General features: G+C 54.5%; 12 protein-coding genes. 2 read left to right on the top strand and 10 right to left on the bottom strand.

What is annotated here, in order from left to right:
- Positions 1 to 42 precede the first annotated feature (42 nt).
- The 10 genes from lpxK to HF650_RS08505 all read right to left on the bottom strand — a co-directional run bounded on the left by lpxK (position 43) and on the right by HF650_RS08505 (position 12,578).
- Entirely contained in the window at positions 43 to 1,020 is a 978-nt protein-coding gene (lpxK, locus tag HF650_RS08550) for a tetraacyldisaccharide 4'-kinase (RefSeq protein ID WP_187801981.1), read from the bottom strand.
- Positions 1,017 to 2,765: a lipid A ABC transporter ATP-binding protein/permease MsbA gene (gene msbA, locus HF650_RS08545; RefSeq protein ID WP_187801980.1), complete on the bottom strand. Its 1,749-nt coding sequence runs from the start codon at positions 2,763 to 2,765 to the stop codon at positions 1,017 to 1,019. The genes lpxK and msbA overlap by 4 nt, the downstream gene beginning before the upstream one ends.
- A gap of 36 nt (positions 2,766 to 2,801) precedes the next feature.
- Positions 2,802 to 5,066 carry a ComEC family protein gene (locus HF650_RS08540; protein ID WP_187801979.1) on the bottom strand — a complete coding sequence of 755 codons (2,265 nt, stop codon included), beginning with the start codon at positions 5,064 to 5,066 and terminating at the stop codon, positions 2,802 to 2,804.
- A gap of 217 nt (positions 5,067 to 5,283) precedes the next feature.
- Positions 5,284 to 5,568, bottom strand: a complete 285-nt coding sequence (ihfB, locus tag HF650_RS08535) for an integration host factor subunit beta (protein WP_007374142.1) — start codon at positions 5,566 to 5,568, stop codon at positions 5,284 to 5,286.
- Positions 5,569 to 5,748: 180 nt separating this feature from the next.
- Positions 5,749 to 7,422, bottom strand: coding sequence for a 30S ribosomal protein S1 (rpsA, locus tag HF650_RS08530; protein WP_017456188.1), 1,674 nt, complete (start codon positions 7,420 to 7,422; stop codon positions 5,749 to 5,751).
- A gap of 116 nt (positions 7,423 to 7,538) precedes the next feature.
- The gene (gene cmk, locus HF650_RS08525; protein ID WP_187801978.1) at positions 7,539 to 8,222 is read right to left on the bottom strand and encodes a (d)CMP kinase; all 684 of its coding nucleotides are present in this window, start codon (positions 8,220 to 8,222) and stop codon (positions 7,539 to 7,541) included.
- Between the two features lie 163 nt (positions 8,223 to 8,385).
- Positions 8,386 to 9,153, bottom strand: coding sequence for a M48 family metallopeptidase (locus HF650_RS08520; protein WP_187801977.1), 768 nt, complete (start codon positions 9,151 to 9,153; stop codon positions 8,386 to 8,388).
- Positions 9,154 to 9,287: 134 nt separating this feature from the next.
- Positions 9,288 to 10,571 (bottom strand): 3-phosphoshikimate 1-carboxyvinyltransferase, encoded by a 1,284-nt coding sequence (aroA, locus tag HF650_RS08515; RefSeq protein WP_187801976.1) that lies wholly within the window; start codon positions 10,569 to 10,571, stop codon positions 9,288 to 9,290.
- A gap of 66 nt (positions 10,572 to 10,637) precedes the next feature.
- On the bottom strand, positions 10,638 to 11,723 hold the full coding sequence (gene serC / locus HF650_RS08510) for a 3-phosphoserine/phosphohydroxythreonine transaminase (RefSeq protein WP_042714146.1): 1,086 nt from the start codon (positions 11,721 to 11,723) through the stop codon (positions 10,638 to 10,640).
- A 162-nt stretch (positions 11,724 to 11,885) separates the two neighbouring features.
- Positions 11,886 to 12,578: a DUF421 domain-containing protein gene (locus HF650_RS08505; protein WP_187801975.1), complete on the bottom strand. Its 693-nt coding sequence runs from the start codon at positions 12,576 to 12,578 to the stop codon at positions 11,886 to 11,888.
- A 137-nt stretch (positions 12,579 to 12,715) separates the two neighbouring features.
- On the opposite strand from HF650_RS08505, the gene ycaO reads away from it, so the two are divergent.
- Both ycaO and focA read left to right on the top strand, forming a co-directional pair.
- A complete protein-coding gene (gene ycaO / locus HF650_RS08500; protein ID WP_187801974.1) occupies positions 12,716 to 14,476 on the top strand; it encodes a 30S ribosomal protein S12 methylthiotransferase accessory factor YcaO in 1,761 nt (586 codons plus the stop codon).
- 405 nt (positions 14,477 to 14,881) lie between these two features.
- Positions 14,882 to 15,739 (top strand): formate transporter FocA, encoded by an 858-nt coding sequence (focA, locus tag HF650_RS08495; RefSeq protein ID WP_187801973.1) that lies wholly within the window; start codon positions 14,882 to 14,884, stop codon positions 15,737 to 15,739.
- The last annotated feature ends 17 nt before the right edge of the window (positions 15,740 to 15,756 follow it).

Below are 15,756 nucleotides of genomic sequence, written 5' to 3'. Positions count from 1 at the left end.
CGTTCCTGTTAATTCAACAGGGCGCAGCCGAGGCGGCGATCCTCAGCGCACCAGTGTGAGCAGATCCAGCAATAATTTTTCCGCCGCCTCGCCCGCAAGCTCGGCATCGACCGGCAGATACCACCAGTTAGCCTGCGCAAAGGGACGACATTTTACGGCATCTTTTTCTGTCATCACCAGCGTCTCTCCGGGCTGGAGCAGCGCGTCGACATCCTTCTGTGCCAGCGTCTGGTGATCGGCCAGCGCCACGCTGCGCTTAAGCATTGCGCCACACTCGGCAAGAGTGGCGAAAAAGCGCGGAGGATGACCAATTCCGGCCATCGCAACAATCTGGTCAAGCGCGTTTACTGCACAGCGTTCGCCCGTCAGCAGGTTGACCGCCAGACCCGGGCGCAGACGCATGGCGATTTCGCCCGCCTGAGGCGTACCGCCGTTGATGATCACGGCATCGACGTTTTTCAGGCGCGACGCGCGTTCACGCATCGGCCCGGCCGGTAACCACCAGCCATTGCCGAAGCGCCGCACACCGTCGACCACCACAATCTCTTTATCACGCGCCAGCCGGTAGTGCTGTAAGCCATCATCGGTGACGATCAGCTGCAGCGGATGCTGCGCCAGTAAAGCTCTGACCGCCTCGCATCTGTCCGGAGAGACAGCCACCGGCGCGCCGGTGCGCTGATAGATCAGCACCGGTTCATCTCCCGCCTGCGCTGTTGAGGTTTCCGGCGTCAGCAGCAGCGGATAGCGATCGGCGTTACCGCCATAGCCACGAGAGACTACGCCAACGCGGACACCGCGCTGCTGGAGCTGCTCGACCAGCCAGATAACCACCGGCGTTTTACCGTTGCCGCCCGCCGTCAGGTTACCGACCACGACAACGGGCACCGGCGCCCGCCAGCTTTTTTTTAAGCCGATGCGATAAGCAAAGCGGATCGCGCCGCTCACCAGGCCATAGAGCCAGGAGAGCGGTAGCAGCAACAGCCACAGCGGAGATTCACCGGACCAGATGCGCGCAATCATTCGCCAAACTGCATCTTATGAAGTTGCGCATACGCCCCGCGCTGCGCCAGCAACTCGGTGTGGCTGCCGCGCTCGACAATGCGGCCATCTTCCACCACCACAATCTCGTCGGCCTGTTCAATGGTCGACAAACGGTGCGCGATGACCATTGAGGTGCGGTTTTTCTGCAACTCATTCAGCGCCGCCTGAATAGCGCGCTCGGACTCGGTATCGAGTGCAGAGGTCGCCTCATCAAGGATCAGGATCGGGCTGTCACGCAGCAGTGCGCGCGCGATGGCGATACGCTGGCGCTGACCGCCGGAGAGGAGGACACCATTTTCACCAATTATCGTATCGAGACCGTTATCCATCTTATTGATAAAGTCGAGGGCGTAGGCCATCTCAGCGGCACGCTCAATCTCTGCCCGGCTGTACTCTTCCGTACGCGCATAGGCAATGTTATTCGCCACGGTGTCGTTAAAGAGGTGTACATTTTGCGAAACCAGGGCGACCTGATTACGCAGTGAGGAGAGCGTATACTCGCGCAGATCGTGACCATCCAGCAGGATTTCGCCCTCGTCGATATCGTAGAAGCGCGTGATCAGGCTGGCCATAGTGGTTTTACCTGAACCAGAGCGCCCCACCAGTGCGACGGTTTTACCGGCCGGAATGGTGAGATTGATATTACGCAGCGCCGGCGTTTCGCGCCCCGGATAGGTAAAGGTCACATTGCGGAACTCGAGATCGCCACGCGCGCGTTCAACTTTGCGGGTGCCTTCATCTTTCTCCTGCTCGCTATCGAGGATCGCAAACAGCGTCTGGCAAGCCGCCATGCCGCGCTGAAACTGCGCGTTCACGTTGGTCAGCGATTTCAGCGGACGCATCAGCGCAATCATTGACGAGAAGACAACGGTGATAGTACCGGCGGTCAGCGTTTCCATTACGCTCGGGAAGCTTGCGGCATAGAGCACAAAGGCCAGTGCCAGAGAAGCGATAAGCTGAATAATCGGATCGGAGATGGAGGAGGCCGAAACCATTTTCATCCCCTGAAGGCGCATTCTGTTGCTAACTTTGTCAAAGCGGCTTGTTTCTACCTCCTGACCGCCAAACATCAGCACCTCTTTGTGCCCTTTCAGCATCTGCTCTGCGCTAGTGGTCACCTGCCCCATAGTGTTTTGCATATTTTTACTGATACTGCGAAAACGTTTGGAGACGACGCGAATGGCGATCGACACGATAGGTGCAAGCACAATCAGAATCAGCGACAGCTGCCAGCTGTACCAGAACATCATGATAAACAGCCCGATAATCGAGGCACCTTCGCGCACCACGGTGATCAGAGCACCTGAAGAGGATGAGGCCACCTGCTCAGAGTCGTAAGTAATGCGTGACAGCAAGGTGCCGGTTGACTGTTTGTCGAAGAAGGAGACTGGCATACCCATCATATGGCTGAACAGGCGACGGCGGATGGTCATCACCACTTTGCCAGAGACCCATGAGATGCAGTAACTCGAAATGTAGCTGGTGATACCACGCAGGATCATCAGGCCAATTACCACCAGCGGCATCCATAGCAGCACTGAGCGATCCGTTTTACCAAAACCCTCGTCCAGTAACGGTTTGAGGAGCGATAGCATAAAGGTATCGCTGGCTGCGTTGAGGATTAGCGCTATCGCCGACACGATCAGCCCCGCTTTAAAAGGCGCAATAGTCGGCCATAGACGGCGGAATGTCTGCCATGTAGAGAGATCTTTGTCGTTATGCATTCAAAAAACCAGCACTTGTTGAAATAGCCGCATATTCTACCCGTTATCTCTGGGGACGCCAAACCACTGATGATACCAGCGTGGTAAAAGTTGATCGCGTAAGCCGTGAATTTCCCAGCCCTGAGGCGAAAATGAAGCAGTGATCTGCCCCTGGCGAGGCGTTTCGTACCACTGATAACCCTGTTGCTGGTAGCGCTTTTTTATCTTTTTAGAGGGCAAGCGCCAGGCGTTATAACGTGAGGCTGACGCCAGAGCCGCCGTACCACTGACGCGCTGTATAAAGGGCAATGTTGAAGAGCTCTGACTGCCATGGTGAGGCACCTGAATGAGTGTAGCCTGCAAATGCGCCCAGTAATGACTGAGCATCGCCATCTCTCCCTGCTCTTCGATATCCCCTGTGAGCAGCACGCTGTAACGTCCATCCTCAATCTTCACTACGCAGGAGCGATTATTCCCTTTCGTGCGCGTTTCTTTCAGCGGCCAGTGCGCAGTAAAGGTTAATCCTTGCCACTTCCAGCGCTCGCCACGGAAACAGGGCGCATGACCTGCCCAGCCCATGGGGCTTCTTATCCATAACTGCGGCCAAATCTTTAACAAGGAATCCAGTCCACCACGATGATCGAGATGATCGTGACTAAGAATAATCCCTTCTGGCTGCAGACCATGCCAGCGTAACCAGGGCGCAATCAGTTGAGCCCCGCTGTCGCCGCCAGGCCACGCTGTGCCGGTGTCATAGAGAAGTGCCTTTCCGCGACGCTCTATCACTATCGACAGGCCTTGTCCGACATCCAGCATATGTACTGACCACTCATCAGGCCGCGCGGTGTGCCAGACAGGAAAAGCGAGCAGCGTCAGGCAAGCTACACAGATGGCAGGAAGCATTCGCCACAGGCGAAAACGTATCGCAATCAGTAGCAGCCACGGTGCCCAACAGAGCCATTGCCAACGCTTGTCAATATCAACCCAGCCGGGCGGTAGCCCGCGCAAAATCGTAAACAGCAGCTCCAGGCTCATATCCGCCAGCGCCCAGCAAAGCGGCTGTAAAAATGTGGAGCCGACCAGATGCAGTAGCATTCCTGCCAGAATGAGAGGCACTGTCACAAACGTCACCAGCGGGACAGCAATCAGATTCGCCACCAGCGCGCTCAGGCTAAAACCATGAAAGATGGCGAGCTGCATGGGCAGCAAAAGAAACAGCATCCCGACCTGCAGATGCAGCAGGTTAAGCGCCCCTCTACCGAGCCATGTGCGCGCATTGAACGGCACAGGAAACCACTGAAACCAGAAGAGCAAAGCTGCGACGGCAAAGGCAGAGAGCCAGAGGCTATCGGATAGCACGGCGAGCGGATCGCTAAAAAGAATCGCGGCTATGCAGCAAAGCCACACTTGCCAGGGCGTCCACTGCCTGCCGGAAAGACGCAGCAGTGCCCAGACACAAAGCGATATCGCCGTACGCAGCGCTGGGGGTTGTAACCCTGTAAGCCAGGCGTAAAAGACCGCGCAGGCTAGCCCGGTCAAGAGAGGAAAACGCCAGTTAATCCAGTGCGCAGGGAAGAGAAATTGTGCGGCTCTGGCAAAGAGCCAGCCAAGCATAGCGGCCAGCGCGATGTGTAAGCCGGAAATCGCCATTAAGTGTGCGGTACCCGTCTGACGGAACGTCTCCTTGATCTCCCGGCTAAGCGCAGCACGCTCGCCCATACCAAGCGCGAGAATAACGGCTTTCCATTGCCTTTCAGCCACTGCTTCGCCCAGCGAGTGAAGATAGTTTGCGCGCGAGCTGCAGCGTGATTCCAGTAACCTGGCATCGATAAAGCGACCGGTAAGCGTTTGATGCGAAGCCAGCGCATAGCGCTGCGCGTCAAAGCCCCCTTCGTTCAGTTGCCCGTGAACGGCCCGCGTGCGGAGGGTCATTGCCCAGCGTTGCCCGGCACAAACCGGAACGTGTAGATACTGCCCGTAGAGCGTAATGCCAGGCGTTGCGAGAAGCCGCTTGCCGTCAAGACGAAGGATTTGGCCCTGGTGACGGGTCGCATTGTCAGTGTGGGTGATTTCAACCTCGACACGGTGATGCGCTGCTGGCAGATGCTGTGCGGGCCAGATCGCCTGCATTGCGGCAAGGATCCCCCACGCTAAAAAAAGCAGCGTGATGCCAGCGTAACGAAACGCAAGGCTGCGTAAACAAGCCAGCAGGCATCCTGCAATGATGACGCACCAGACTGTTCTCATGCCCGGCAGCGCAGGCAGCCATGCCAGCGGCAAAATACCAAGCGTTATACAGGCGGCCAGCGCGGTCAGTCTCATCTCCACCTCCATGTCGTGTGGCGCAGTATGGGACGCAGAGATAGTGATGTCAGGAGTCTTTTCCGCGGTTTGCGGCGCATGTCGGGGGGTGTTTACAGGATTACGCTACAGCGACATATTTTTGCGAGGTGGGTAGAAAAAGTGAGCAATGCTAAAAACGAAAAAAGCACCCCGAAGAGTGCTTTTTCGACAAGTAAACGCTAGCGTTCGCTAAGGCTTACTCGTAAATATTGGCGCGGTCACGTAATTCTTTACCCGGCTTGAAGTGCGGAACGTATTTGCCTTCCAGATCCACTTTGTCGCCTGTTTTTGGGTTACGCCCGGTGCGTGGTGCACGATAGTGCAGGGAGAAACTGCCGAAACCGCGGATTTCAATGCGCTCACCCTGGGCAAGAGTAGAGGCCATATGCTCCAGCATCTCTTTCACTGCATCTTCAACAGCTTTAGCCGGAATATGCGATTGCTGGCTTGCAAGTCTTTCGATCAATTCTGACTTGGTCATGATTCCTCCGGTCTCCTTCAACGCAAGGTTAGCTTAGTAGCTTGAACAAGGGCGGCCGTAGCCGCCCTTTGTCATTGATTACAGGACGAATCTTGTAATCTGTCAAGTTGCTCATCACCAATTGCGCTATAACGGTCGACTAACGTCGCGCTATAGCGCAAATGAGACAGCGTGCTTGAATTACTCGCCTTTAGCTGCTTTGAAAGCTTCAGCCATAGCGTTAGAGAAGTTGCCTTCTTCCTGTTTGTTGTTAACAGAAGCGATTGCATCTTTCTCGTCAGCTTCGTCTTTCGCACGGACAGACAGGCTAACTACGCGGTTTTTACGGTCAACACCTGTGAATTTAGCTTCAACATCGTCGCCAACATTCAGAACCAGAGTTGCGTCTTCAACGCGGTCACGGGAAGCTTCAGAAGCGCGCAGGTAACCTTCAACGCCGTCAGCCAGTTCTACGGTTGCGCCTTTAGCGTCAACTGCAGTCACTTTACCGTTTACGATTGCGCCTTTCTTGTTCAGTGCAACGTAGTTGTTGAACGGATCTTCTGCGAGCTGTTTAACGCCCAGGGAGATGCGCTCACGCTCTGCGTCAACCTGCAGAACAACGGCTGCGATTTCGTCGCCTTTTTTGTATTCACGAACTGCTTCTTCGCCTGCAACGTTCCAGGAGATGTCAGACAGGTGAACCAGGCCGTCGATACCGCCGTCCAGGCCGATGAAGATACCAAAGTCAGTAATAGACTTGATTTTACCTTCAACGCGGTCGCCCTTGTTGTGGGTTTCAGCGAACTGCTGCCACGGGTTGGATTTGCACTGCTTCAGGCCCAGGGAGATACGACGACGTTCTTCGTCGATATCCAGAACCATAACTTCCACTACGTCGCCAACGTTAACAACTTTGGACGGGTGGATGTTTTTGTTGGTCCAATCCATTTCGGAAACGTGAACCAGGCCTTCAACGCCTTCTTCGATTTCAACGAAGCAGCCGTAGTCAGTCAGGTTGGTCACGCGGCCAGTCAGCTTGGTGCCTTCCGGGTAGCGTTTAGCGATAGCAACCCACGGATCCTCGCCCAGCTGTTTCAGGCCCAGAGATACACGGGTACGCTCGCGATCGAACTTCAGCACTTTAACAGTGATTTCGTCGCCAACGTTTACGATTTCGCTCGGATGCTTAACGCGTTTCCATGCCATATCAGTGATATGCAGCAGGCCGTCAACGCCGCCCAGATCAACGAATGCACCGTAGTCAGTGAGGTTCTTAACGATACCTTTAACTTCCATGCCTTCCTGCAGGTTTTCCAGCAGCTGATCGCGCTCTGCGCTGTTTTCGGATTCGATAACCGCACGACGGGAAACAACAACGTTGTTACGCTTCTGGTCAAGCTTGATTACTTTGAATTCAAGCTCTTTGCCTTCCAGGTGCAGAGTGTCACGGACCGGACGAACGTCTACCAGGGAACCCGGCAGGAACGCGCGAATACCGTTGAGCTCAACAGTGAAGCCGCCCTTGACTTTGCCGTTGATAACACCGGTAACAGTTTCTGCGTCTTCGTAAGCTTTTTCCAGCGTGATCCAAGCTTCGTGACGTTTCGCTTTCTCACGGGACAGCAGGGTTTCACCGAAGCCGTCTTCTACTGCATCCAGAGCAACGTCAACTTCGTCGCCAACCTGGATTTCCAGCTCGCCCTGGGCGTTTTTGAACTGCTCAGCCGGAATGGCGGACTCAGATTTCAGACCGGCGTCAACCAGTACTACGTCTTTGTCGATAGCAACAACAACACCGCGGACAATGGAACCCGGGCGGGTTTCGATTTCTTTCAGGGACTCTTCAAAGAGTTGAGCAAAAGATTCAGTCATATTGATAATCTTCAGGATTCTTCAATTTAACGTCCACCTGGCTTCATGCCGGATGGGGTTGTTTCACATGCCTGCTCACACTCCGTTGCAGCAGGGGGTACTACGAATTCGGTCGCTTATGCGAGAGCCAACTTTTGGCGGGCGTATTGTAGCGCTTTTTCAATCACTTGCTCAATGCTTAAGCGGGTAGAATCCAGCACTAAAGCATCTGCAGCGGGAACCAGCGGTGCAACAGGACGATTACGATCGCGGTCGTCTCGTTCCTTTATCTCAGCCAAAAGGCGTTCAAAGTTAACACTAAAGCCCTTCTCCTGCAACTGTAGCATACGGCGATGCGCACGCTCCTCTGCCGAGGCGTCGAGGAAAATTTTTACCGGCGCATCGGGAAAAACCACCGTGCCCATATCTCGTCCATCGGCAATAAGACCGGGCATTTCACGGAAGGCGCGTTGGCGACGCAATAGCGCTTCGCGCACGCGCGGGAAAGCAGCGATCTGCGACGCGGCATTGGCCACTTCCTGGGTACGGATTTCGCCGCTGACATCTTCGCCTTCGAGGACCACTTCCAGGTGACCGTCGGTGGAGACAAAACGCACATCCAGATGCACGGCGAGCGGCACCAGGGCATCTTCCGATGAGACATCAACATGATGATGCAGTGCGGCCAGCGCCAGCACACGATAAATTGCGCCTGAATCTAACAGATGCCATTGCAACGCTTCCGCCATTGCCTTGCAAAGCGTGCCTTTTCCCGCACCGCTTGGCCCATCAATGGTGATTACCGGGGCAATTGCCGTCATCTTTTTCTCCTTAATCAAGGCATATCGTTATATAACGCCGCGCATTATACGCGCCAACGCGCACGAAAGTTACTGCTGCGTGCGAATAACAGAAGAGTATGAGGCTGAGTGTAGATTAATTGCGCGGGAGTACGGGCTGATTTGCACCAGCCCGGAGTAAAACTTACTTCTTGCTATCTGCGGCGATACGGTCGCGGATATGCTTCGCACGCTCAGCTGATGGCGGGTGAGAATCAAACATCGATTTCTCGGAACCGGCATCCAGCTTCGCCAGCTTGTCAAAGCTGGTAACCAGACCCTGACGACTGATGTTGCGTTTTTTCAGCAGGTCGTAGGAGAAATCATCCGCTGCGGACTCCTGGCTACGGGAGAAGGCAGAGTTGATCAGGTTCTCGCCCAGATCGCCCAGCTGAGACTGGGAGAGCTGTGCACCTGCCGCGCTGCTGGCGGAGATGGCATCACGCGCGGCCAGTGTGGCGTACGCGGTTTGCATCGCTTTACGGCTATGACCGAGCGCAACGTGGCCCATTTCATGACCCAGAACCGCTTCAACTTCGTTGTTGGTCATCATGTCCATCAGACCGCTATAGACACGGATACAGCCGTTCGCCATCGCCCACGCGTTCACTTCTTTAGTCATATAGACTTTGTAAGTGACCGGCGTGCCGTCGATGTTGTTACCCAGCGCTTTAGCGATCTTGTTCAGACGCTTCGCGTAGGTGCTTGATGCAGGCGCGATGGTGTTTTGCTTGTCCATCTCAGCACATGACTGCTCAGAAAGCGCTTTTACATCCGCGTCGCTCAGCGTTGCCGCTTTATAAGCAGACATACCGGATTTGGTCAGCGCATCCGTATCAATACCACCCATGTTTTTACAACCAGAGACCAGCGTTGCTGCGACGAGGCAGCTAAAAATCATTGTTTTTTTCATTGACAGTCCATGTATTAACTAACTGAATTGAGGGAAAGAGTCCCGCGCAAATGGTAGCACAGCGCAGCGGCTTTTCACCCTCTCAACAATGGCGGGTATTCACGCCCCGCTGAGAATTCAGGGCGTGAAGATTATCAGGCAAGCGTGCTGATATGCGCTAGCTGCTCGAAGTAATCCGGGAAGGTCTTCGCCGTGCATTTCGGATCGAGAATCGTGACCGGCGTATCCGACAGCGCCACCAGCGAGAAACACATCGCCATACGGTGATCGTTATAGGTGCCAATCTCTGCAACCTGCAACGCGGCTGGTGGCGTCACGCGAATAAAATCTTCGCCCTCCTCCACCGTTGCGCCCACTTTGCGCAGCTCCGTCGCCATGGCAAAGAGGCGATCGGTCTCTTTCACGCGCCAGTTGTAGATATTACGCAGCGTGGTGGTGCCCTTCGCGAAGAGCGCCGTGGTGGCAATGGTCATCGCCGCATCGGGAATATGGTTCATGTCCATATCGATGCCGTTCAGCTCACCGCGCGAACAGGCAATATAATCCTCGCCCCAGACCACGGTCGCGCCCATTTTTTCCAGCACATCGGCAAAACGAATATCGCCCTGCACGCTATTACGGCCAATACCGGTGACTTTCACCGTTCCACCTTTAATAGCCGCAGCCGCAAGGAAATAGGAGGCAGAAGAGGCATCGCCCTCAACCAGGTAGTGCCCCGGCGACTGATAGTGCTGCCCGCCACGCACAACAAAACGCTGGTACTGCTGGTTATCAACGTTAACGCCAAAAGTTTTCATCAGATGCAGGGTGATATCGATATAGGGTTTCGACACCAGATCGCCTTTGATGGTGATCACCGTATCCTGCGCTGCCAGCGGCGCGGTCATCAGTAGTGCGGTTAAAAACTGGCTAGAGACGCTGCCATCAACGCTCACCTCGCCGCCGTTAAACCCGCCGCGCAGGCGCAGAGGCGGATAGTGCTCCTGCTCGAGGTAATCGATCTTCGCCCCGCCCTGACGCAGCGCGTCGACGAGATGGCCAATCGGGCGCTCTTTCATGCGCGGCTCGCCGGTCAACACCACGTCGCCCTCGCCCAGGCAGAGCGCGGCGGCCAGCGGGCGCATCGCCGTGCCGGCGTTCCCGAGGAATAACTCAACTTTTTCTGCCACCTTCAGCAGGCCGCCCACGCCGGTTACCTCACAGCGGGTGCGATCGGCAGACAGCGTGTAGTGAACCCCCAGCGTAGTCAGGGCATTAAGCATATGGCGAACATCATCGCTGTCCAGCAGGTTGGTCAGCACCGTGGTGCCACGAGCAAATGCGGCAAGCAGCAAGGCGCGGTTTGACACACTCTTTGAGCCAGGCAGATTGATGGTGCCATCCACGCGCGCGATGGGTTGTAACGTCAGGGATTCCATGAAACTTCACTCTCTACGAACAAAATAAAACCCCGCAGCCGGGCTACGGGGATCGTTATTACTGCATTAACCGTGACGGCGTTCGAACTCAACCATAAAGTCCGTCAGCGCCTGCACGCCTGCCAACGGCATGGCGTTGTAAATAGAGGCTCGCATGCCGCCCACTACACGGTGACCTTTCAGCGCGTGCAGGCCCGCGGCGAAGGACTCTTCAAGAAAGAGCTTATCGAGCGCGCTGTCAGCCAACTGGAAAGGCACGTTCATGCGCGAGCGGTTCGCTTTTGCCACATCGTTACGGTAGAAATCGCTGCCGTCGATGACGCCATACAGCAGATCGGCTTTTTGCTGGTTGATGCGATCCATCGCCGCTACGCCGCCCTGCTGCTTCAGCCATTTGAACACCAGGCCGGAGAGATACCAGGCAAAGGTCGGCGGAGTGTTGAACATGGAGTCGTTATCGTTAAGCACGCTGTAATCCAGAATCGACGGGCAGGAGTGGTGCGCCTTACCGAGCAGATCTTCACGCACAATCACCAGCGTTAATCCGGCCGGGCCAATGTTTTTCTGCGCACCGGCGTAGATCACGCCAAAGCGGCTGACATCCAGCGGGGCAGAAAGAATGGTAGAGGAGAAATCTGCTGCCACGACGACGTCGCCAAAGTCCGGCGTTTCGTCAATGGCGATACCGTCGATGGTTTCGTTCGGGCAGTAGTGCAGATAGGCTGCGTTGTCGCTCAGCTGCCAGTCGCGCATCGGTTTAACCGCGCGCAGGCCATCGAGGGTAGTTTTCGCATCAATCACGTTTGGCGTGCAGTACTTCTTCGCCTCTTTGACAGCGCTTGCCGCCCAGTAACCGGCATCCACGTAATCCGCGGTAGTTTTATCGCCCAGCAGATTCAGCGGGACGCCAGCGAACTGGCCGCGGCCGCCGCCGTGACAAAACAGCACTTTATAGTTGGAGGGGATATTGAGCAGATCGCGAAAATCCTTTTCTGCCTCTTCCGCCACCTGGATGAACTCTTTGCCACGGTGGCTGATTTCCATCACCGACGTGCCGAGACCTTGCCAGTCACACAACTCCTGCTGAGCCTGCTTGAGCACATCCGCCGGTAATACGGCCGGGCCAGAACTAAAATTGAAAACCTGCGTCATTTCCCCTTACCACCCTATAAAGCAAAACGTTTTTCCTGTGACATCGGTTTTATCATTCACCGCCACAGGCCGCAACGAGTAATCAGAGGCAGGGGAAAGTTGTGCGTCCCATCACATAGCAGAATGTTTTGTCAGTCGAAAGCAGATCCGATAAAAACCCTGTTATGTGACGCGAATCGCCCTGCTGGCCTTCGACCATTCCGGATTTGCGCAGCGTGGGCAGGCTTTTTTTTCACCCGCCTGCAACGCAGAAATTTTACTGCAGCGGACGCAAACATAATCCCCCGCTTCCGGAGCGGTGATAAATCGCTCGCTGCACCCCTCCGGCAGAATACAGAGCCCCGGCTTAACCTCTTCATCAATGTAGTAATAGATACTGAGCTGACCGTTGGTCTCCATAATCGCAAGTCTTACTTGCCCAAGCTGCTCGACGCCATTATTGCGCAGCTCCATAAAGAACTCGAACTCGGTCATATTCTGTTTATGTAGTTTCTCCCACTCCAGCTCGCCCTCTTTGATTATCACCATTGGTTTTCCCTCCAGCAGATCCTCCAGCTTTTCGCTGTGTGACATCAGCCACATCACCAGACGGTAGAGCAGCGCGAGGGTAATAAAGACCACCAGCACCGGCAGCATGGGAACATCATCATAGAAAGCGACATCACCCGCCGCCGAGCCAAGGGTCAAAATAATCAGTACTTCAAACAGCGACATCTGCCGTACGCCGCGTCGGCCAGTGATTTTCAGGAACAGAAAAACCAGCACGAAGGTGTAGAGACTGCGCAGCGCGACTTCGCCCAAAAATTCGAGTGGAACCTTGTCGAGCGCCATGCGATGAATGTCAAACGCTTTCATTTCTAATGCCTTAACAGTGAGTTACTCCTGATAAGCATAGCCAGAACTTTTATTTTCGCCGCACCACGAAGGACGATAGCGCCTGCCACGTAAAACCCGTATCATTGCGCGCTTTACGTACGAAAAAAGTGACCGCCATGACCCAAACATTTATCCCCGGCAAAGATGCCACGCTGGAAGACTCCATCGCTCGCTTTCAGCAGAAACTGACCGATCTCGGTTTCAATATTGAAGAGGCCTCCTGGCTAAACCCTGTACCAAACGTCTGGTCGGTGCATATCCGCGATAAAGAGTGCGCGCTCTGCTTTACCAATGGTAAAGGCGCGACGAAGAAAGCGGCGCTGGCTTCCGCGCTCGGCGAATATTTCGAACGTCTCTCCACCAACTACTTCTTTGCTGACTTCTGGCTTGGCGACGCCATTGCCCAGGGGCCGTTTGTCCACTATCCGAATGAGAAGTGGTTCCCGCTGCCGGAAGATGACTCGCTGCCGGAAGGCATTCTGGATGCGCGTCTGCGCGCCTACTACGATCCGGAAAACGAGCTGGCCGCCGGTATGCTTGTCGATCTGCAGTCCGGTAATGAAGAGCGCGGGATCTGCGCCCTGCCCTTTACCCGCCAGTCGGATGAGCAGACGGTCTATATCCCGATGAACATCGTCGGCAACCTCTATGTCTCCAACGGCATGTCGGCGGGCAACACCCGTAACGAAGCGCGCGTGCAGGGGCTGTCTGAAGTTTTTGAACGTCATATTAAAAATCGCATTATCGCCGAGAGCATCAGCCTGCCGGAGATCCCGCAGGAGGTGCTGGCGCGCTATCCTGGCGTTGTCGAAGCGATTGCCAAACTGGAAGCGGAAGGTTTCCCGATCTTTGCCTACGACGGCTCGCTGGGCGGTAACTACCCGGTTATCTGCGTGGTGCTGTTCAACCCGGCAAATGGTACCTGCTTCGCCTCATTTGGCGCGCACCCGGACTTTGGCGTAGCGCTGGAGCGTACGGTGACGGAACTGCTGCAGGGTCGCGGCCTGAAGGATCTGGATGTCTTTACCCCGCCAACCTTTGATGATGAAGAAGTGGCAGAGCACGCTAACCTCGAGACGCACTTTATCGACTCCAGCGGCCTCATCTCCTGGGATCTGTTCAAACAGGATGCCGATTATCCGTTTGTTGACTGGAGCTTCGCCGGCACCACGGAAGAGGAGTTCGCGACACTGATGAGTATCTTCCAGAAGGAAGATAAAGAGGTTTACATCGCGGATTACGAGCACCTCGGCGTTTACGCCTGCCGTATTCTGGTGCCGGGCATGTCCGATATTTACCCTGCGGAAGATCTGTGGCTGGCAAATAACACCATGGGTACTCACCTGCGCGAAACCATCCTCTCTCTGCCTGGCAGCGAGTGGGATAAAGAGGCCTACCTCGATCTTATCGCCCAACTGGATGATGAAGGTCACGATGACTTTACCCGCGTGCGCGAGCTGCTGGGCCTGGCGACGGGCAAAGATAATGGCTGGTACACCTTGCGCATCGGCGAGCTGAAAGCGATGCTGGCGCTGGCGGGCGGCGATCTCGATCAGGCGCTGGCCTGGACCGAGTGGACGATTGAGTTTAACGCCTCAATCTTCAGCCCTGAACGCGCTAACTACTACCGTTGCCTGCAGACACTGCTCTTGCTGGCGCAGGAAGAGGAGCGTCAACCGCTGCAATACCTCAACGCCTTTGTGCGTATGTATGGCGCGCAGGCCGTTGAAGCTGCCAGCGCCGCCCTCAGCGGTGAAGCGCCGTTCTACGATCTGCAGCCTGCCGACGGCACGTTGCAGGCGTTCCCGGCCCATCAGTCGCTGTTAGCCGCTTACGAAAAATTACAACGTGCGAAAGTCGCTTACTGGTCTAAGTAACGACAAATAACACTACAACCGGTAGGCTTATTCGCAAGTCTACGCTATATTACGGGGCAATTTTATTGCCCCTTTTTTATTATATTTTGGTGATGAATCTTAAATGTAATATTTAAGTTAATTGCGGGTAAATATAATTATATTCGCAGCGATAGTATTGTTACTTCTAATGGCAATTACTCCATATTAATTAACCGTTAACGGAGGATCGCACAAAAAAATTCAACGCTTCTTATAAATTTTAAAATTTATTTTTATTTTAATAATCAACACATTACCCCGCTTTAGCAGAAAAACCATACGCTTTGCGGTCCTATAAGCCAGGCGAGATATGATCCATATCAAATTGTCTTCTATAATGCTTTGTTAGTATCTCGTCGCCGACTTAATAAAGAGAGAGTTAGTGTGAAAGCTGACAACCCTTTTGATCTAATACTTCCAGCAGAGATGGCCAAAGTGGCTGAGGAAGCTGGTGTCTATAAAGCGACGAAACATCCGCTTAAGACCTTCTACCTGGCGATTACCGCCGGTGTGTTTATCTCCATTGCGTTCGTTTTCTATATCACTGCTACCACCGGTACAGGAACGATGCCATATGGCATTGCGAAACTTATCGGCGGTATCTGTTTCTCACTTGGGTTGATTCTCTGCATTATCTGCGGCGCCGACCTCTTTACCTCCACGGTGCTGATTGTTGTGGCGAAAGCCAGCGGACGTATCACCTGGGGGCAACTGGCTCGAAACTGGATCAATGTTTACGTTGGTAATCTGGTGGGTGCGCTGCTTTTCGTCTTATTAATGTGGCTCTCCGGTGAGTATATGGTCGCCAACGGCGGGTGGGGCTTAAACGTATTGCAGACCGCCGATCACAAGGTGCACCACACCTTCATTGAAGCGGTGGCGCTGGGTATCCTCGCGAACCTGATGGTCTGCATGGCGGTGTGGATGAGTTACTCCGGCCGCAGCTTGATGGATAAAGCAATGATTATGGTGCTGCCGGTCGCGATGTTTGTCGCCAGCGGTTTTGAGCACAGCATCGCGAACATGTTTATGATCCCGATGGGCATCGTGATTCGCAACTTTGCAAGCCCGGAGTTCTGGACCGCCGTTGGTTCCAGCCCGGAAAGTTTTTCTCACCTGACCATAATGAACTTCATTACCGATAATCTGATCCCGGTAACAATCGGGAACATCATCGGTGGAGGCTTACTGGTCGGGTTGACATACTGGGTCATTTACCTGCGTGGCAACGATCATCACTAAAATCGTTTCAGGCAGTA

The sequence above is a fragment of the Kosakonia sp. SMBL-WEM22 genome, from assembly GCF_014490785.1.
Classification (GTDB): Bacteria; Pseudomonadota; Gammaproteobacteria; order Enterobacterales; family Enterobacteriaceae; genus Kosakonia.
The sequence above is the reverse complement of the archived record's forward strand: the minus strand, read 5'-3'. Positions and strand labels throughout refer to the sequence as shown.

What these genes read in the sequence shown, in the direction of transcription:
- lpxK (WP_187801981.1), bottom strand. Translation starts at nt 1,020, where the DNA reads ATGATTGCGCGCATCTGGTCCGGTGAATCTCCGCTGTGGCTGTTGCTG.
- msbA (WP_187801980.1), bottom strand. Translation starts at nt 2,765, where the DNA reads ATGCATAACGACAAAGATCTCTCTACATGGCAGACATTCCGCCGTCTA.
- HF650_RS08540 (WP_187801979.1), bottom strand. Translation starts at nt 5,066, where the DNA reads ATGAGACTGACCGCGCTGGCCGCCTGTATAACGCTTGGTATTTTGCCG.
- ihfB (WP_007374142.1), bottom strand. Translation starts at nt 5,568, where the DNA reads ATGACCAAGTCAGAATTGATCGAAAGACTTGCAAGCCAGCAATCGCAT.
- rpsA (WP_017456188.1), bottom strand. Translation starts at nt 7,422, where the DNA reads ATGACTGAATCTTTTGCTCAACTCTTTGAAGAGTCCCTGAAAGAAATC.
- cmk (WP_187801978.1), bottom strand. Translation starts at nt 8,222, where the DNA reads ATGACGGCAATTGCCCCGGTAATCACCATTGATGGGCCAAGCGGTGCG.
- HF650_RS08520 (WP_187801977.1), bottom strand. Translation starts at nt 9,153, where the DNA reads ATGAAAAAAACAATGATTTTTAGCTGCCTCGTCGCAGCAACGCTGGTC.
- aroA (WP_187801976.1), bottom strand. Translation starts at nt 10,571, where the DNA reads ATGGAATCCCTGACGTTACAACCCATCGCGCGCGTGGATGGCACCATC.
- serC (WP_042714146.1), bottom strand. Translation starts at nt 11,723, where the DNA reads ATGACGCAGGTTTTCAATTTTAGTTCTGGCCCGGCCGTATTACCGGCG.
- HF650_RS08505 (WP_187801975.1), bottom strand. Translation starts at nt 12,578, where the DNA reads ATGAAAGCGTTTGACATTCATCGCATGGCGCTCGACAAGGTTCCACTC.
- ycaO (WP_187801974.1), top strand. Translation starts at nt 12,716, where the DNA reads ATGACCCAAACATTTATCCCCGGCAAAGATGCCACGCTGGAAGACTCC.